Raw genomic sequence first — 18,133 nt, 5'->3', positions numbered from 1 at the left:
ATGCGTGCATGGCGCGGCAATGGGGAAGGTGGGCAACGAGGAGAAGGAACATGGGCGTCATAACGCATGCGAATCCCGAACCAGCGGTGCGCGAGCGGGTGCCCGCTGAACTGCCACGGCTCTTGTACATCCTGCGCGCATTGGCCGGGGCAGGGTGGGCGCATTATGTGGAGCGGCTACGGATTGGCCGTGACGCACTCGAAGCTTCAGTTGAGGCGGTGCAAGCGACCGATCAGGATGCAAAGCGGCTGAGAGCTACGCTCGAAGGGCTGGGGCCCGCGTTCGTCAAGTTTGGCCAGCTTCTGAGCCTGCGGCGCGATATGTTGCCGGAGGTCTATATCGAGGAGCTGCAACGGCTCCAGGATGATGTCGCTGTTTTCCCTGGCGAGCAGGCGCGTGAGATTGTCGAGCGTGAACTGGGCAAATCCGTTCACGCGTTGTTCACCAGTTTCGATGAGACGCCCCTGGCTGCCGCGTCGATCGGCCAGGTCCATACGGCGCAGTTGATTGACGGCACCAGCGTGGTGGTCAAGGTGCAGCGCCCCGGCATCGAGCCCATCATTCATGCCGATGTCAGGATCATGCGCTTCTTGGCCCGTCAACTGGAGCGGTATGTGCCGGAGAGTCGCCGATTTGGCCCGGGCGATCTGGTGGAAGAGTTTGCCCGGCTCATCAACGAAGAATTGGACTATCAAGTCGAGGCGCGCAACGGCGATCTCCTGAGGGAGAATTTGCAGGATGATAAGCACGTCTTCGTGCCCCGCATCTTTTGGGAGCAGACCAGCCGACGTGTCTTGACCATGGAGCGCAGTTTCGGCAAGAAGCTTACGCATATTCCGTCGTCCGAACAGGAGAGCCGACGGCGCGTGGCGCAGGCGCTGATGGCATCGTTCTTGAAGCAGGTCTTCGAGGACGGCTTCTTTCACGGCGACCCGCATCCGGGCAACGTATTTTTGCTGGAGGACGGCCGGCTTTGCTTTCATGACTTTGGCATCATGGGACGGCTGTCCGCCTATGATCAGGAAGCCTTGGCCCAGTTGATTCTCGCCGTCAGTTCCGGCGAGGTGTCATGGATGGTGGATGCCTATTTCGAGATGGGGGTGGCGACCGAGGGGGTGGATCGTGAGGCATTTACCCGCGATGCTTCGCAGGCACTTGACGCATACTACGAAGCCGCCGGGAAAGGCTATTCGTTCGGCGAAATTGTCCGCCAGTTTGCGCTGCTCAGCCAGCGCCATCGGATCAAACTGCCGCGCCAGTTTCTGCTGGTCTCGAAAGCGTTCATGCTGGTCGAATCGCAAGCGTTGACGCTCGCCCCGGACTTCAACGCACTCGCGTCCTTGCGGGAATATGCGCCGCATTTGCTCGGCCGCAAACTATTGCAGGGGGCGAATGTACAGACCGAGTTCAGCAGGGGATTCCGCACCTTGCGCGCGCTGCATCACGCCGCCGCCTTGCTGCCCGACATTCTGAACCGCACGGTGGAGGCGCTCAGCAGCGGTAAGGCGACGCTGCATATCAAACACGACCAGTTGCAAGGATTGGAAGCGCATATCGACCGTGCAAGCAACCGGCTGAGCTTGAGCTTGATTATTGCGAGCGTCGTGATTGGCTCCTCAATCGTCATGGCGTTCCACAGCGGTCCGCACTATGCGGGCATTCCAGTGCTGGGGCTTCTGGGTTTCGTCGTCGCCAGCGTGATGGGCCTCGCTTGGGCGGTTGCGATCCTGCGATCAGGAAAGTTCTAGAGGCGCCGCTACAAGCAATGGGGCCTCGAAAGCAACGATGCAGCGCTCCGCTAAAAGACGGCGATGGCACCCGTGGCCAACTCCCGTATCAGCGCTGGAAGCGCCGCCAAATGCTGCGCGGTCAGCTCGCGAACTTGCCGCTGCCGCGCAGCGGAGAACCCACCCGCCGCTGCAAGGTCGATCGCCACCAACTGAGGCTGGTCGACCGGGTGGCCGATTGCCGAGAGCAGCCTGACCGTCACTTCATCCACGCCTTCGATGTCGGCATGAATGCTCGCCGCCAATCGATGTGCCAGCACGTTGTAGAGCTTGCCGACATGCGCGGCCGGATTCTTTCCCGCTGCCGCTTCCAATGACATCGGGCGGTACGGCGTGATCAAGCCGTTGACGCGATTGCCGCGGCCGACCTCGCCATCGTCGCCGTGCTCCGCACTTAACCCGGTCACGGTCAGGTAAATTCCGCTCTCGTCAAGCGTAGCTGGGTCATCCAGGGTGTTGATCCCGATATGGCACGCCGTCGGCAGACACCCAGCCAGGTACGCTGCCAATCGGCCCTTGAGTGTGAAATAGTCTTCAATACTTCCCACGTCTCGGTCGACGAGTGCGAGCGCCACGGTAAGGCCGAAGTGCGCGCCCAGCCGGTGCCCCATGATCTTAAAATCCGCCCCAGCCGCATCAAAGGCGCTGCGAAATTCGTTGGAGCGCAGGACGCGCGCAGCGCAAAGGACCGTGTCTTCGAGTCGGGAGCGGGGTGCGTACCCGACGCCGAAGGAGGTGTCGTTGGCCAGCGGAAGCGCCGCCTGCTGGATAACACGCTGAAGATTCGGCGCCGAAGGCCTCAAAACAAGCTCGATGCCGATGTCATTGCCTGCCTTTCCCAAGGTTGCCACCAGGTATTCGCGGATGGATTGCTCGACGAGTGACGTGGCCGAAGCCGACGGCAACTCGGTCACGGGGCCGCAGACGATCAGCCGCGCGGGACGCAGAACTTTGCCGCCGCCGAACCGTGGCTGGCTGATGCCTCCGATTAACAGCGCCTTATCCAGGTTGAAGTGCTGAATCGCTCCGTATGCTTGCAGATAGGCTCGGGATAGGGCGCAGGCTGCCGCCTCGACGGCGCCATCGCACAGGCTGTCCGGATGGCCGAAGCCCTTGTGCTCGGCAATTTCGGTTTGTGTGGCTTCCAGCGTCGACGTGGTCGAGATGGAGAGTGCAATTTCGCCGACAGTCCGCATGATAAGACGCTCCTGCCCAAATCCGATTGGGTCATTCTATTCACTGGCAGTCCAGTTTGGTATTAAGACCGTCCCCTCGGGGGTCGCGATTGTGGGCCTTGAGCGACATCAACAAATTCGCCGCCCGAGTGACTAGCATGGAAACAGGACACCCGGAGCGGCATGGGCTCTTGTGTGGCAGGAACGGCATGGTTGGCCCATGCGCGGTGTTCCCATGCCTCCGGGGCTAAGAATCTCGAAAATGGAGGTGTCTGATGCGAGCAGCATGGTCAGTCGTTGTTGCGGTAATTTTGGCAATCAGCCTCTCGGGGTGCGGCTATAACACCATTCAAGCGCAGGATGAACAGGTCAAGGCAGGCTGGTCTGAAGTCGTGAACCAATACCAGCGGCGCGCCGACCTGGTACCGAACCTGGTCAACACGGTCAAGGGTTACGCAAGTCATGAGAAAGAGGTGTTGACGGAGGTGACTGAGGCTCGCGCGCGTGTCGGCGCCATCCAAGCCTCGCCTGCGTTGCTCAATGATCCGCAGGCGTTTGCCCGATTCCAGTCGGCGCAGCAGCAGTTGACCGGATCGCTGTCCCGACTCCTTGCCGTGTCGGAGAACTACCCGCAGTTGAAGGCAGATGCTGGGTTTCGCGATCTGCAAGCACAGCTTGAGGGGACCGAGAACCGGATCACCATTGCACGAAATCGGTACATCCAATCGGTACAGAGCTACAACGTGACCGTGCGCTCATTTCCATCGAATCTGACCGCGAAGGCCTTCGGCTATCAGGAGAAGCCCAATTTCACCGTTGCCAACGAGACGGCCATTGCCAAGCCGCCCCAGGTGGAATTCGGTTCGCCGTCCGCCAGTGCGCCGGGGAGCTCCAAGTGAACCTCCTCAAAATCGCGCGTGGCTTGCTTGTGGCAGCGGCTGCGCTCGTCTCTTTTGGGGCGGTTGCCGAAGTTGCCGTGCCACCCTTGACGGCGCGGGTGACTGACCAGACCGGCACACTCACGCCTGGGCAACTAGCAGAGCTAGAACAGACGCTGCAAGCCTTCGAAAACAAAAAGGGCGTGCAGATCGCTGTACTGATCGTGCCCAGCACACTGCCCGAAGCCATCGAACAGTATTCGCTGCGCGTGGTCGAGCAATGGAAGTTGGGGCGAAAGCGCGTCGACGACGGCGCACTGCTGATCATCGCTAAAGACGACCGCACACTTCGCATTGAAGTCGGGTACGGGTTGGAAGGTGTCCTAACCGATGCGACAAGCAAGCGCATCATTAGCGAAGTCATCTCGCCGCGGTTCAAGACTGGCGATTTTTATGGCGGCGTGAAAGACGGTGTTCAGAGTATGCAAGCCGTGATTGAGGGTGAAGCACTGCCGCCCCCCTCACGGTCGACGCGCGACGGAGGCGTATCCGTTCGGTCCTATATGCCTGTCATTCTGGTGTTGACGTTGGTGTTTGGCGGCGCGCTGCGAGACTTCCTTGGCCGTTTTCCGGGGGCGGTTGCAGCGGGCGGCGCCGTCGCCCTAGTCGCTTGGTTGCTTTCGGGCGCCATTTTTGTCGCGTTTACGGCGGGAGTGATCGCGCTCATCTATACGCTATTGGGTCCGGGCATGGTTGGGCACGGAGGCTCTTGGTCTACAGGCTCACGCTCGGGCCGCGGGGGATTCGGCGGTGGCAGCGGCGGTTTCGGCGGTGGCAGCGGCGGTTTCGGTGGAGGCGGCGGTGGTTTCGGTGGTGGTGGTGCCTCGGGAAAATGGTGATGGAAAACATCAAGCGAATTCTTTCCCATCTACTGACGACGCACTGGCGCGTCAGGCGAGCGTTCCCGCGCAAGGCGATGCGGGCCATCGGGCAAGCGATCGCTCAAAGCGAGTCGTCCCATGTCGGGCATCTGTGCTTTGCCGTGGAAGGCGCGTTGAGCTTCTCTGCGCTATGGAAGGGGGTGACGGCGCGGGAACGGGCTCTTGAAGTCTTTTCGCAACTGCGTGTGTGGGACACAGAGCAGAACAACGGCGTCCTGATTTATCTATTGCTGGCGGACCGCAGTGTCGAGATCGTTGCCGACCGTGGCATTCACGCGCGGGTTGGTGCTCAAGGATGGCAGGCGATCTGCAGCCAGATGGAAGCCGCGTGTCGGCGCGCCGAATATGAGCGCGGTGTGATCGACGGGATACGATCCATCACGCTGCGCCTGACGCAGCATTTCCCGGCGCGCGACCGGCGCGAGCAGAGGTTGCCCGGCAAGCCGGTCATCCTGTGAAGACGCAGAAATCTCTGTTTGATATTTGCGAAGTCGCGGTAGGAGGTGAATATGTTGTCTCTGCGCTCATTTGTTCCCTACGCTGCGGTGATTTGTGTCTTGGCGCTGCCGTCGGTGGAAACGCTCGCGCAAGCGCGGCTCGAACGTGAGGGCGTCGTCCTCTACTGGGGGTTGATTCCCGCCGCCATCGCCTCGGAAAGGCTCGACTTGGAGGAGTCGCATGGCGCACCTTCACCGGGAGGCGGCCGCCCTCACCACTTGCTAGTGGCGTTGTTTCGTGCCGACGGCTCCCGTATCACAGATGCCGTGGTGCGTGCGCAACTCAAGGAAGTCGGGATCGTTGATTCGCCGCCGAAGTATCTGACGCCCATGGTTATCAACGGCCAGGTTTCCTACGGCCAGGTGTTCACCTCGGTGCTGAGTGGGCGCGTGTATTTCCGCGTACTGGTGAAACTTGTTGACCGAACGAATGACATCGAATATCGGATTTCGGTCTCGCCTCCGCACATCGGCGGAAGTGAACCTTGATACCGGATGGAGCATGGCCGATACTGTGCCGACCAATGCATCTCGGCGGATTCGCCAAGCCTGTAAGACGATGATTGGACGTCGAAAAGGTCAGCAGCGACCAAGACCTGTCAACTCAGGTTGAGGGCCATGATCGCGTAGACATTTCGTAATGCCTCAACTCGACGAGCCACCGGTGGCCGGATAGCGCGTGTCGCCCGTCCATGCGCCGTCCGAGTAGATCTCAAACTTTCCAGCCTTGGCGCCATCAGTGTACGGATCGCGCGCGTCAGCAGCCCGCGCCCCGTCGGTGTAGACGTCGCGCTGAGCGAGGGCCCCGTTGCTGGAGGTTGCTGCGCTGGAAATGTTCGCGCCGAGAGAAATCAGCGCGGCTGCGATCAAGACGGTCTTCTTGGTGTGGTTCATTGCATTCTCCTGAAGTGGTTGGACTCAAAGGACTTGCTATGGGAGCCACTATAAGAATCCGCCCCTGACCGAGCGATGACGACCACATTACGAGAGCGTCATTCGGGCAAAGGATCGCGCAATAGTCGCGCTGATCCATGTCCTCCTGAATTCGACCATACATCGGAGGGCGCTTGACTCACATCAACCGCGCAAAATTGGCAGGTGCTTAAGCTTGTTCACCCGTTCGTAGGTTCAAAATGTGGTTGTCTGCCCATTTGAGCGTTTCGTAACAACGAAACCGCCATACGGCTGATGACGCTCTGGAGCGTTACTCCCGTTTCCATAGCCAACGCCGGAGGTGCGCATATGGCAAAAGGCAAGTCGAAGAAAAAGACCACTTCATCGGACGCCGAACACGTAACTGGCTTATCGTCCAGCCAGGCGCGAGTCGATGCTGCCAAAGGAGTCCAGGGTCGCGAGGACTACGAGGCGCAACTGCACCTGCTGCAAATTGAATTGGTCAAGCTTCAACGGCATTTCATCGGGTGTGGTGACCGCATCCTTGTCCTGCTGGAGGGGCGGGATGCGGCAGGCAAAGACGGCAGCATCAAACGCATTATCGAATTTCTCAGCCCCCGCGAGACGAGGGTGGTAGCGCTGGGTAAGCCGTCAGATCGCGAGCGCACCGGCTGGTATTTCCAGCGCTACGTGCCCCATCTTCCTCTCGCCGAAGAGTTTGTCCTCTTCAACCGCAGCTGGTACAACCGGGCAGGCGTTGAGAGCGTGATGGGCTTCTGCACTGCTGAGCAGTATGACGAGTTCATGTACTCCGTGCCCCACTTCGAGGAAATGCTCGTCAATTCCGGTATCAAGCTGCTTAAGTACTACCTCGACATCAGCAAAGCCGAGCAAGCTCGCCGACTTGCCGAGCGGCGCCGCGATCCGCTCAAGCAGTGGAAGACGAGCCCGGTCGACGCCGTGGCGTTGAAGCATTGGGATGCCTATACGACGGCACGCAACGCCATGCTGATGCATACGCACACGGCTGCCGCGCCATGGCACATCGTGCTCGCCGACGACAAGCGCACGGCCAGGCTCAACTTGATTCGTCACATCCTGTCGCGGCTGCACTACGCGGGCAAGAAGAACAAGCTGGTCGCTCCCGATCCTGAGGTCGTGTTCGAATTTTCGAAGGAGTGCCTCGATGCGAAACGTCTCGCATCCTGATGCTATCCAGCAGACGCAATCGATAAGGAGGAGACGCTTGAAGGTCGTCTGCGTGAGCGATGAAGGCAACTGAGCAATGCTACGCCTGAGCCTGCAGTCCGGTCTGCTCCGTGCCCTAACCCGGCGGGCCGACTCGCGCGCGTTCCCACTGGTGGTTGCCGGGGCAGCACTGGCGGCGGAACTGTCGATGTCGGTTCCATTTGCCAGCCTGCTGATGGCCGCAGTCCTGTTGGCGCCGCGCCGCTGGGTGTCCATCGCGACTTTGGCCAGCCTGGGGGCCGCTGTTGGCGCTCTCGTGCTGTACCTCGTCTTTCATCACCTGGGGTGGAACCGGTTGTTCGCTGCCTACCCGGACGTGGTGCGATCCACCGCGTGGCGTGATGCGACCCACTGGCTCGAACACTACGGCGTCGTATCGCTTTCGGTCATTGCCGCATTACCGGTGCCTCTCACCCCCGCTCTCATGTTTGCGGCGATCTCGCGACTTCCGGTCGCAGAGGTCATCGCCGCACTGTGGCTCGGCAAGTTGGCGAAATACCATGTTTACGCCTGGCTCGCCTCGCGATTTCCGGATCGGCTTGTGCGCCACGGCCGGCGCCATGTCGATACGTTGCGGGCAGTGCTCGGCAACGGCACGAAGGCTGACGGTGGCACAACCCCCACGCGGGGAGGGCGTCGGTAGCTCAATACACCATCGGGGCGCCTGTCTCACGTGGTGAACGCATTGATTGCCGGCAGCCGGCCGCGCTTTGGCGTGGTTGCGTTCTTGGCATGCCATGGCATCAATCTTCGCTCTATGTGCCTTGCGTTTTTTGGTCCGGTTTCCCCGTTGCAGTTGACTCCTCGATATTCGCGACGGGCTTGGGCGGAGGCATTGGCGTCACCTTCGCTGACAAAAACATGTCCAGGTCTTGGCGGTCAACCACTTCCTTCTCGAGAAGTAATTGGGCCAGAGCATCGAGCTTGGTCCGCTGTCCTTCCAGCGTCGCTTGTACGCGATGACTTGCTTCTGCCAATAGCTTACGGACTTCAGCATCAATCATCTGTGCGGTGCTCTCGCTGTATTCATTGCGTTCGCGCTGCATTAGCCCCGTCCCAGCAAAGAGCGGGTTCGGCATATTCTCGTACGTGGCCAGGCCCAGCTGGTCGCTCATGCCAAACTGGGTAATCATCTGCCGAGCCATGTCGGTTGCGCGCTGCAGGTCGTTCTGTGCGCCCGTGGATACGTCGCCGAAAATGAGCTGTTCCGCAATACGGCCACCGAGCAAGACATCGAGCCGGTCAAGCAGTTCGCTGCGCTTGAGCAGGTAGCGGTCCTCGGTTGGGGTCTGTTGCGTGTAACCCAACGCCGCAACGCCCCGCGGAATGATGGAAACTTTGGAGACACGGTCAGCCAGCGGCCGATGCTCCGCGACGATGGCATGTCCTGCCTCGTGGAATGCGATAGTTTCCTTCTCCTTCGGATTCATCACGCGGTTCTTTTTTTCCAGGCCGCCGACGATCCGGTCAAGCGCCTCGTCGAAATCTGCCATCTCGACCATTTGCTTGCTCTTGCGCGCGGCAAGGAGCGCGGCTTCGTTAACCAAGTTGGCAAGATCGGCACCTGCGAACCCCGGGGTCCGTCCGGCGAGTTTAGTCAGGTCGACCTCAGGAGCGAGGACAACGCCCTTGACGTGAACTTTGAGAATCTGCTCCCGTCCCTTGAGGTCAGGCCGGTCCAGTGCGACGTGGCGGTCAAAGCGACCGGGGCGAAGCAGGGCGGGGTCCAGTATCTCGGGTCGGTTTGTGGCGGCCATGATGATGACGCCTTTGTTGCTATCAAAACCGTCCATCTCGACCAGAAGCTGGTTCAGTGTTTGTTCGCGCTCCTCGTTGCCGCCGACCGCATTCAGTGCTCGCGTCTTTCCGAGTGCGTCAAGCTCATCAATGAAGATGATGCAGGGGGCTTTGGTTTCGGCTTGCTTAAAGAGATCGCGGACCCGTGCTGCACCCACACCAACGAACATCTCGACGAAGTCGGAGCCGCTCATGCTGAAGAATGGCACGCCGGCTTCGCCTGCCACGGCCTTTGCCAATAAGGTCTTGCCAGTGCCCGGGGCCCCAACCAGCAGCACGCCCTTGGGAATTTTTCCGCCCAGGCGCTGGTACCGCTGAGGATCTTTCAGGAAGCTAACAATCTCCGACAGCTCCTCCTTGGCTTCGTCGATTCCAGCCACGTCGGCAAAAGTCACGCCGGTCTCCTTTTGCATGTAGACCTTTGCCTTGCTCTTGCCAATTTCCATCATGCTGCCGGCGGCGCCGCCCACGCGCTTGATGAGAAAGCTCCAGATACCGAAAAAGATGACGGCCGGCACAACCCACGAGAGGATCGTGCTCAGCCATTTGTTGTCGGGCTGCCCGACGAAGCGCACCTTTGCCGCTTCGAGCTCCTGCACCAGCTCAGGATCGGCCACTCGAAGCGTGGAGAAGGCGTGGTCGCCCTTTGCCTCTCGGCGGATTTCCTCGATCTGCTGCTTGGCAAGGAGATTGTCGATACCTTCTGTCGAGAAGGTTCCGCTGATAGCCTGCTCACCAATAGCCACGTCCTTGAGCTTGCCAGCCTTCAGTAGGACCTTGAAATCGCTGTATGGGATCGTCTCGACATGCCCCGACACGAAGAGCGTCTGGATTGCAAGCATGGCCAGTATGGTCACGAGCACGTACCAGAGGGAGAACTGTTGCTGTCGCGGTTCCATGGGATTCTTCTCCAAGTCGACCTTATTGAAAGTGAGTCTGGTCTCCAATGCTGGGAAGGTTGGTGGGCGGCCTGGGTAGGCGCCGGACAACCGCGCATTGGTATGCGTTCCCAGTATTGACGCTTGGAAATCGCCGAGGTTGACCTTCATCAACCCGCGACATTGGGGCCGCGCGCGCGGGCGCAAGCGCCGTGGCTTCTCCATGGTTGTGCCCAGCCGATAGGGGATGTGTCGCGGAAAGCAAACATGACAAATCCATTACGGCGGCATGAGACTCAACAGCAACTTGCGCTGGCGCAAAGTATCGATCGCATACCCACCTAAAGTATTCCCAAGTCGCGTTGCTCATTGAGCATCCACACAGAATCAGAGGATTCCATGGCTGAGGTAACGAAGAACGAGCACCGTAGCGCATACCTGGTTGGCAGCGGCATTGCGTCATTGTCGGCTGCCGTGCTGCTGATTCGCGACGCAGGCTTCAAGGGGGAGAACATCCACATCTTGGAGGAACAGCAGGTGGCCGGTGGTGCGCTCGATGGCTCCGGTGATCCGCACAAAGGCTATGTAACTCGGGGCGGTCGCATGTTCACCGAAGAGACTTATGTCTGTCTGTGGAACGTGCTCGACAGCATTCCGTCGCTGGATGATCCGAAAATCAGTGTCAAGCAGCAGGCCTGGGCCTTCAACGCCGAATGGCGCTCGGATTCACACGCCCGGCTGATCGACGGGCAACGCCGTATCCTCGACGCTGCCGATCTGGGTTTCAACCTCCATGACCGGTTGGAGATCATGCGATTGCTGGCCACGCCAGAAGGGCTGCTGCATACGCTTCGCATTGAGGACTGTTTCTCGCCGCACTTCTTCGAGACCAACTTCTGGGCCATGTGGCGTACGACCTTCGCCTTCCAGAACTGGCACAGCGCGATCGAACTCAAACGCTATATGTTGCGCTTCTTGCAGGAGTTCCCGCGTATCCACACGTTGGCCGGCGTACGGCGCACGCCGCTGAACCAGTATGACGCGATCGTGCGGCCGATGGAGCAATGGCTGAAACAGCAGGGTGTGGTGTTCGAATATGGCACAAAGGTGGAGGATGTCGACTTTGTTGAAACCGGTGACGGCCGGCGAATTGGACTGCTGCGCGTGGTGCGCGGCGGACAGCCGATGGCCTATGACGTGCGGCAAGAGGATCTGGTGCTCATCACCATCGGCTCGATGACCGCCGACGCGTCTTATGGGGACGACCACCATGCACCGGAACTGGTGCGCGACAAACGCGATGGCGCCTGGACTCTGTGGGAGACCATGGCCCGTAAGGAACCTGGGCTCGGGCGGCCGAATGCGTTCTGTGGCAACGTCGACGAAAGCAAGTGGGAGTCGTTCACCTTGACGATGCGCAGCCCGGCGCTTGTGCACCGGATTGAGACCTTTACCGGCAATGCGCCAGGCACCGGCGGTCTGATGACGTTCAAGGATTCGAGTTGGCTGATGTCGATCGTCGTGCCTCACGCGCCGCACTTCGCCGGACAGCCGAAAGACATGTACACCCTGTGGGGCTACGGGCTCTTCGTGGACAACAAGGGCGATTACATCGACAAGACGATGGCCCAGGCAACCGGCCAGGAAATCCTCACCGAGCTGCTGCACCATTTGCATTGCGAGGACATTCTTGACGAGGTCTGTCGTACCACCACTGTGATCCCGGTGATGATGCCGTACATCACCAGCGAATTTGAGCGCCGCGAGCCTTCGGATCGGCCGCCAGTGATCCCGCACGGAGCGAAGAACTTCGCGCTGCTTGGGCAGTATGTTGAGATCCCTCAGGACGTAGTGTTCACCGTCGAATATTCGGTTCGCGGCGCGATGCACGCGGTTTATGGGCTGCTGGGCTTGAAGAACGAGATCCCGGCCATTTACCACGGGATTGCTGACCCAGGCGCTGCGTTTGCGGGCCTGAAGACGTTGTTGAGTTGAACCGTCGGACGGTTTACGGTTGATTTGTATCAACCGGAGGTTGGACATCCGCGCCTAGGCTGACTCTGTGTGACCGTTCCTCTCTTTGGGCAGAAATCATGTTCTTCCACTCCCGACATCTACGCCGCTGGGCAGCTCAAATGCTACTGGTGTGGCTGTTGGGTCTGGCCGTCGGCATCGCAAACGCGTGCGCTGTCGCGGATGCAGGTAAGGCCGCAGCGCCGGCATCTGGCCACGTGTCAGCCCACAGTCATGGACACCATGCGGATGCCGACGATGATGGCTGTGACGATAGCGGCAAGATTGCCTGCCACAGCTTCTGCGAAAAGTCCTCAACCAGCATTCCCCGTGTGCTGTCGGATCATGACAAGCCTCTCATTCCGGTGGCCGTGCCATTACCGATGAGCATGGCATCCACGCCGGAGGTGGACCGCTGCAGTGTGCACCGTCAGTCCAATCCCCGGCCAGCGGACAAGTTCGCGTCTATACCAATCGTCTTCCTCCGGTTGACGCTATAGCGCTCTGTCGCTGTTTGGCAGTGCGCGGCTTTGTCTTACGTATCGCCTTGACGCGCATCCAGTGCGGACACCGCCAAAGGTGCGTTGCAACACGCCGTTCCATCGTCAATGCACTGAACAAAAGCGGCCTTGGTCGGCATTCGCCCCGAGCGTCTCGATTGCGTTCTTTCTCTACTGCCGGAAAGTGTCTGGCGCTGTGTTGAACGCAGTCGCAGTGAGATTTTCAACGTCACCTCCTAAAAGGATTTCTTCCATGGACACTATCGAACTGAAGATCAAGGGCATGAGCTGCGGCTCCTGCGTCTCGTCGGTTACTCATGCACTGCAGCGAGTGCCTGGTGTGGATGCCGTCGACGTGGATCTGGCGCGCGGTATCGCGCGCGTCAGCGGTAACGCCCAGGCCGCGCCCGCAATGCTGGCCGCGCTGGCAGCAGCCGGTTACGAAGCCGAGTCGCTTAGCACTGGCGCCGGAGCGAAGACGGAGCATGCCCACCATGGTGACGTCCCAACCGGCACTGCTCACAAGAGCGGTGGATGCTGCCACTGATAGACCGCTAGGAGGGGCGGCCGGGCAGTGCACCGATCGGCGTCCCTAACCTTGACCTTGCGAAGGAGTTCTCATGTCGTCGCTTCGATCTCTCTCCAGGCACCGCCAGTCGGGCCGCATCGGTTCAGGGGCCATCTTCATTGCGTTTGCGTTGATTGCCCTGTTCTTCCTGTTCACCGAGCACCGGGCACATCTGTTCGGCTGGTTGCCGTTTCTTCTACTGCTGGCTTGTCCGCTGCTGCACCTCTTCCACGGGCACGGTGGCCATGGAGGGCACGCAGGTCACGAGGACCAGCCGCGCGGTTCCGATTCCGGAAGTAGCCGCCCATCGGGGTCGACGGCCAGCGAACAACCGCCCGTTCAGGGCGCTCAGCATCACCACCACTAAGTTCTTCTCAGAGGAGCGCCATCATGGACCAATCGACACCTCCCGCCTATGGCTTATGGTCGCTGGTAATCATCAATTCCCTCGTTTTCATCATCTTCGCGTTCAGCTTCGCCAAGCCACAAAGCCCGCGCGACTGGCGTTCGTTTGGCGCGTTCTCTGCGTTCCTGGTGGCGCTATTCACCGAGATGTACGGCTTCCCGCTGACGATCTACCTCCTGTCGGGTTGGCTGAGCGCGAAGTTCCCCGGCGTGAATTTCATGTCGCATGACGCTGGCCACCTGCTGGAGGTGATGTTCGGCTGGCGCGCCAATCCGCATTTCGGGCCGTTCCATCTGCTGAGCGCTATCTTCATCGGCGGTGGCTTTTGGCTATTGTCGGCCGCTTGGGCGGTGCTTTACCACAACCAGCGGAGCCATACGCTGGCGACCACCGGCGCCTACTCCCGTATCCGGCATCCGCAGTATGTGGGCTTCGTTTTGATCATGTTCGGTTTTCTACTGCAGTGGCCGACCATCCTGACACTGCTGATGTTCCCAGTGCTGGTGGTCATGTACGTGCGTTTGGCCATTACGGAAGAGAAGTGGGCGGAGCGCGAATTTGGGGAGGAGTGGGCGCACTATGCGTCGCACACCCCGCGGTTCATCCCGAATTTTGGCGACAAGCAAGCGGATCGCCACCACCACGCATGACAAAAAGGGGGAGGCGATGAAGCTCAGTTTTCACGGTGCGGCCGGCACAGTGACCGGCTCAAAGTATTTGGTGGAGCATCAGGGGCAGCGCCTGCTGGTTGATTGCGGGTTGTTCCAGGGCTACAAGCAGTTGCGATTGCTGAACTGGGAGCCGTTGCCGTTCAGCGCCGCCGACATCGATGCGGTGGTGCTGACACACTCCCATCTGGACCATGCCGGTGCGTTACCGTTGCTCGTGAAACAGGGCTTCCGGGGCCGGATTCTGGCGACGCCCTCGACAATCGAACTATGCGGTCTGCTGTTGCCCGACAGCGGGAGAATCCAGGAGGAGGACGCCGCCTATGCGAACCGGCATCACACCTCCAAGCACGCCACGGCTTTGCCGCTGTACACGGAGGACGACGCACGTCGCGCAATGGAACAGTTGCACCGATTGCCTTTCGACCAGTGTGTGGACGTCGTCCCCGACGTTACGGTGACCTTGCGCCCGGCTGGGCATATTCTCGGCGCGGCCTCGGCCGAACTGACAGCGGGGCAGACGACAGTGCTGTTCTCCGGAGACGTTGGCCGCCCCGACGACCCGGTGATGCGTGCGCCTGCGCCGGCTCCCAAGGCAGACTACATCGTTGTCGAATCGACTTATGGGGACCGGCTACACGAACCGGTACCCAATGCGCAGGCCGTGCTCGGTGAGGCGATTGCTCGCACAGCACACCGTGGCGGCATGGTCGTGATTCCGGCGTTTGCGGTGGGGCGTGCACAGTTGCTGCTGCATTTGATCCACAAGCTGAAGCAACAGGGCGCGATTCCAGACCTGCCTGTTTTTCTCGACAGCCCGATGGCAATAGATGCAACCGAGATCTATCACCGCCATCACGCCGAACATAAGCTGTCGCTCGAAGATTGCCTCGGGATGTACAAAGCTGCGCGCATGATCAGGACCCCGGAGGAATCGCGGGCGCTGGCTGGGCTGGCCCTCCCGGCTGTGATCATCTCGGCCAGCGGCATGGCCACCGGCGGCCGCGTGCTGCACCATCTGAAGCATCTGGCGCCGGACCGGCGCAACACCATCATCCTGGCCGGTTATCAGGCTGGGGGGACACGCGGCGCGCGGCTGCAGGCTGGTGAGCGAAGCCTGCGCATTCACGGTGAGGACGTCGCCGTGCGTGCCGAAGTGATTTCACTGCAGGGCATGTCGGCGCATGCCGATGCAAGCCAATTGATCGAGTGGCTGGGCAGTGCGCCAGCGGCGCCGCGCTCGGTGTTCGTCACCCATGGCGAGCCGGGGCCGGCTGATGCGATGCGCCAGCGCATCGAGCGGGAACTTGGGTGGTCCGCCAGCGTTCCGTTGTTGGGACAGCACGTGGAGTTCGATGTATGAGGAACCCTCGCCACAGGGCAAGTCTTGCCGTGCGTCGGATGGGCATCGAGACGCAGCAGGAATATGTCGTCTACATGCATCGAGACTGCCATGTTTGCCGCTCCGAGGGTTTCGAGGCGCAGACGCGAGTACTGATTAGCCTGAACGGACGCTCGATCATCGCCACGCTGAACGTTGTCGATCCGACCTTGCTGGAGTTGGGGGAGGCGGCGCTTTCGAACAGCGCGTGGCGAGCGCTGGCGCCCGCGCCGGGCGACCGGATCACGATCTCGCATGCCCCGACGCTGGACTCAATGAGCCAGGTGCGGGCGAAGATCTACGGCCACAGGCTCGACGCGTCGGCTCTGGACTCGATCATTAGTGACGTCGCCGCTGGCAGCTACCCTGGGACACATATCGCCGCTTTTCTAAGCGCCTGCGCCGGCGGGCGGATGGATTTGCAGGAGACGATCGATCTGACGCGAGCGATGCTGGCCGCGGGCAAGCGGCTCGACTGGGGGCATGCACCGATCGCGGACAAGCACTGTGTGGGTGGATTGCCGGGAAACCGCACGACGCCGATTGTCGTGTCGATCATCACCGCGGCCGGGCTCACGATGCCGAAGACGTCGTCAAGGGCCATTACCTCGCCGGCTGGCACCGCCGACGTGATCGAAACGATGACGCCGGTGGCGCTCGATTTGGAGCAGATGCGCCGCGTTGTCCAACGCGAGGGCGGCTGCTTTGTCTGGGGAGGCTCGCTGGCGCTCAGCCCGGCCGACGACATGTTGATCCGCGTCGAGCGCCCGCTGGACCTCGACAGCGACGCGCAGCTCGTGGCATCTGTGCTGTCGAAGAAGATCGCTGCCGGCGCTACCCACTCCGTGATCGATGTGCCGGTCGGGCCGACCGCCAAGGTGCGCAGTGACGCAGACTACGAGTGCCTGAAGCAAATGCTGGAGCAGGTAGCGCAGGCCTTTGATTTGCACTTGCAGGTAGTGCGTACGGACGGGACGCAGCCGGTGGGCCGTGGCATTGGTCCCTCACTGGAGGCGCACGACGTGCTGGCAGTCCTTCAGCGTGCCGAGCGCGCGCCCGAGGATCTGAGCGTGCGCGCTGTCGCATTGGCTGGACAACTGTTGGAATTTTGCGGTCACAGCGAGCCGGGTACTGGCGTCTTGGTCGCTCAGCGGTTGCTTGATAGCGGCGCCGCGTGGGCCAAATTCCAGGCGATCTGCAAAGCGCAAGGGGGCTTACGCGAGCCGCAGCGGGCGCGGCTACGCGAGCCTGTGCTGGCCGAACGTGACGGGATGGTACGTGAGATCGACAGCCGGCGGTTGGCTCGCGTGGCCAAGCTCGCCGGGGCACCGAAGGCACCCGCTGCCGGGCTCGAACTGCATGTCAAGCTGGGGGATCGCGTCGAGCGAGGTATGCCGCTGTTCACCGTGCATGCCGAAGCGCTCGGCGAGTTGGACTACGCGTTCGACTACCTGGAGGCTCACCCGCTGATCGATGTGGGAGATTCGAGATGACGCCACTGATTTTTGCCATGCCGGGCAATGAAGCGATGGCAGAGAAGCTGGCTTCGGCGTTGGGCGCAGAGCGCGGGACTACGACGGTGCGGCGCTTTCCGGATGGAGAGTCGTATGTGCGGGTGGAGTCTGCCGTGGAGGGGCGGCGGGTCGCCATCGTCTGCACGCTAGACCGGCCGGACGACAAGCTGATTCCGTTGCTGCTGTTGGCGGCGGCCGCCCGGGAGAACGGTGCGACCGACGTTGGTCTGGTCGCACCTTACCTCGCCTACATGCGACAGGATAGTTGCTTCCAGCCGGGTGAGACGGTGAGTGCACGGCATTTTGCAGCCTGGTTGTCGCGTGGATTTGATTGGCTGGCAACAGTCGATCCCCACTTGCACCGCATCACCAAGTTGTCGCAGGTCTATGTAATCCCAACGCGTCACGTCCACGCGGCGCCGGCTGTGGCGGCATGGCTGCGCGCCCATGTGACACGCCCGGCGCTTGTGGGCCCTGACGAGGAGAGCAACCAATGGGTGGCCGATGTCGCAAGCAGGGCGGACGCGCCCATGGTGGTGCTGCACAAGGTCCGCAAAGGTGACCGGGATGTCGAGGTTTCGGTGCCGGATGTGGAGCGCTGGCGCGACCACACGCCGGTGCTGGTCGATGACATTGTCTCCACCGGTCGCACGATGGCCGAGACCATTGGTCATCTGCGGCGCGCGGGCTTGGCCGCGCCTGTGTGCATCGCGATTCACGCGGTGTTTTCAGGCAACGCGGTTCAGGATTTGGAGTCCACTGGGGCCGGGCTGGTGGTGAGCTGCGACACGGTTGTCCATCCCACCAATGGAATCTCCGTTGCCCCGGACCTAGCGTCCGCGGTTCGTGAACTCATGCAAGACCCCGGGGGTGCCACATGAGTGCCAAGACTCCGCACGTTCACTTCGAGATAGATCTGGCCGGATTTTGCAAAGCCGCGATTCCGATGTCGGGTTGGCGCTTCATCGTGTCAATTGGCGGAGAGGAC

The 18,133-nt window shown here is 60.8% G+C and carries 17 protein-coding genes; 14 read left to right on the top strand and 3 right to left on the bottom strand.

Features of this window, described 5'->3' with window-relative positions; all coding sequences use genetic code 11:
• Positions 1-50: 50 nt before the first annotated feature.
• Entirely contained in the window at positions 51-1,748 is a 1,698-nt protein-coding gene (locus CFE42_RS22150) for an AarF/ABC1/UbiB kinase family protein (protein WP_004635187.1), read from the top strand.
• 50 nt (positions 1,749-1,798) lie between these two features.
• On the opposite strand, the gene CFE42_RS22145 is transcribed toward CFE42_RS22150, so the two are convergent.
• Positions 1,799-2,983 (bottom strand): methionine adenosyltransferase, encoded by a 1,185-nt coding sequence (locus CFE42_RS22145; RefSeq protein ID WP_004635185.1) that lies wholly within the window; start codon positions 2,981-2,983, stop codon positions 1,799-1,801.
• Between the two features lie 254 nt (positions 2,984-3,237).
• Here CFE42_RS22145 and CFE42_RS22140 point away from each other — a divergent pair, with 254 nt between their 5' ends.
• Genes CFE42_RS22140 through CFE42_RS22125 form a run of 4 tightly spaced genes read left to right on the top strand, consistent with a single transcriptional unit; the run spans position 3,238 to position 5,767 of the window.
• A complete protein-coding gene (locus CFE42_RS22140) occupies positions 3,238-3,861 on the top strand; it encodes a LemA family protein (RefSeq protein ID WP_004635183.1) in 624 nt (207 codons plus the stop codon).
• Entirely contained in the window at positions 3,858-4,739 is an 882-nt protein-coding gene (locus tag CFE42_RS22135) for a YgcG family protein (protein WP_004635180.1), read from the top strand. Before CFE42_RS22140 ends, CFE42_RS22135 begins: the two co-directional genes overlap by 4 nt.
• Positions 4,739-5,239, top strand: a complete 501-nt coding sequence (locus tag CFE42_RS22130) for a TPM domain-containing protein (protein WP_004635178.1) — start codon at positions 4,739-4,741, stop codon at positions 5,237-5,239. Before CFE42_RS22135 ends, CFE42_RS22130 begins: the two co-directional genes overlap by 1 nt.
• 51 nt (positions 5,240-5,290) lie before the next feature.
• Positions 5,291-5,767: a hypothetical protein gene (locus CFE42_RS22125; protein ID WP_009241694.1), complete on the top strand. Its 477-nt coding sequence runs from the start codon at positions 5,291-5,293 to the stop codon at positions 5,765-5,767.
• 156 nt (positions 5,768-5,923) lie between these two features.
• On the opposite strand, the gene CFE42_RS22120 is transcribed toward CFE42_RS22125, so the two are convergent.
• Positions 5,924-6,172, bottom strand: coding sequence for a hypothetical protein (locus CFE42_RS22120; protein WP_004635173.1), 249 nt, complete (start codon positions 6,170-6,172; stop codon positions 5,924-5,926).
• Between the two features lie 348 nt (positions 6,173-6,520).
• Between CFE42_RS22120 and ppk2 the strand changes: the two genes are divergently transcribed.
• Both ppk2 and CFE42_RS22110 read left to right on the top strand, forming a co-directional pair.
• Entirely contained in the window at positions 6,521-7,381 is an 861-nt protein-coding gene (ppk2, locus tag CFE42_RS22115; protein ID WP_004635170.1) for a polyphosphate kinase 2, read from the top strand.
• A 76-nt stretch (positions 7,382-7,457) separates the two neighbouring features.
• Positions 7,458-8,063, top strand: coding sequence for a VTT domain-containing protein (locus CFE42_RS22110; protein ID WP_009241693.1), 606 nt, complete (start codon positions 7,458-7,460; stop codon positions 8,061-8,063).
• A gap of 112 nt (positions 8,064-8,175) precedes the next feature.
• On the opposite strand, the gene ftsH is transcribed toward CFE42_RS22110, so the two are convergent.
• Positions 8,176-10,116 (bottom strand): ATP-dependent zinc metalloprotease FtsH, encoded by a 1,941-nt coding sequence (gene ftsH, locus CFE42_RS22105; RefSeq protein ID WP_009241692.1) that lies wholly within the window; start codon positions 10,114-10,116, stop codon positions 8,176-8,178.
• Between the two features lie 378 nt (positions 10,117-10,494).
• Here ftsH and CFE42_RS22100 point away from each other — a divergent pair, with 378 nt between their 5' ends.
• The 7 genes from CFE42_RS22100 to CFE42_RS22070 all read left to right on the top strand — a co-directional run bounded on the left by CFE42_RS22100 (position 10,495) and on the right by CFE42_RS22070 (position 18,026).
• A complete protein-coding gene (locus CFE42_RS22100) occupies positions 10,495-12,090 on the top strand; it encodes an oleate hydratase (RefSeq protein WP_004635167.1) in 1,596 nt (531 codons plus the stop codon).
• A gap of 771 nt (positions 12,091-12,861) precedes the next feature.
• The gene (locus tag CFE42_RS22095) at positions 12,862-13,155 is read left to right on the top strand and encodes a heavy-metal-associated domain-containing protein (protein ID WP_004635162.1); all 294 of its coding nucleotides are present in this window, start codon (positions 12,862-12,864) and stop codon (positions 13,153-13,155) included.
• Positions 13,156-13,228: 73 nt separating this feature from the next.
• The gene (locus tag CFE42_RS22090) at positions 13,229-13,543 is read left to right on the top strand and encodes a DUF2933 domain-containing protein (RefSeq protein ID WP_004635160.1); all 315 of its coding nucleotides are present in this window, start codon (positions 13,229-13,231) and stop codon (positions 13,541-13,543) included.
• Positions 13,544-13,566: 23 nt separating this feature from the next.
• Positions 13,567-14,232 (top strand): isoprenylcysteine carboxylmethyltransferase family protein, encoded by a 666-nt coding sequence (locus CFE42_RS22085; RefSeq protein ID WP_004635159.1) that lies wholly within the window; start codon positions 13,567-13,569, stop codon positions 14,230-14,232.
• A gap of 16 nt (positions 14,233-14,248) precedes the next feature.
• A complete protein-coding gene (locus tag CFE42_RS22080; protein ID WP_004635157.1) occupies positions 14,249-15,613 on the top strand; it encodes an MBL fold metallo-hydrolase in 1,365 nt (454 codons plus the stop codon).
• The gene (locus tag CFE42_RS22075) at positions 15,610-17,124 is read left to right on the top strand and encodes a thymidine phosphorylase family protein (RefSeq protein WP_004635154.1); all 1,515 of its coding nucleotides are present in this window, start codon (positions 15,610-15,612) and stop codon (positions 17,122-17,124) included. Before CFE42_RS22080 ends, CFE42_RS22075 begins: the two co-directional genes overlap by 4 nt.
• Entirely contained in the window at positions 17,121-18,026 is a 906-nt protein-coding gene (locus CFE42_RS22070; RefSeq protein WP_004635153.1) for a ribose-phosphate pyrophosphokinase, read from the top strand. Before CFE42_RS22075 ends, CFE42_RS22070 begins: the two co-directional genes overlap by 4 nt.
• The last annotated feature ends 107 nt before the right edge of the window (positions 18,027-18,133 follow it).

It is taken from the genome of Ralstonia sp. PBBBR1 (assembly GCF_002256165.1).
GTDB lineage: Bacteria > Pseudomonadota > Gammaproteobacteria > Burkholderiales > Burkholderiaceae > Ralstonia > Ralstonia thomasii.
Note: the sequence above shows the minus strand (reverse complement) of the source record. Positions and strands in the feature narration are given on the sequence as shown.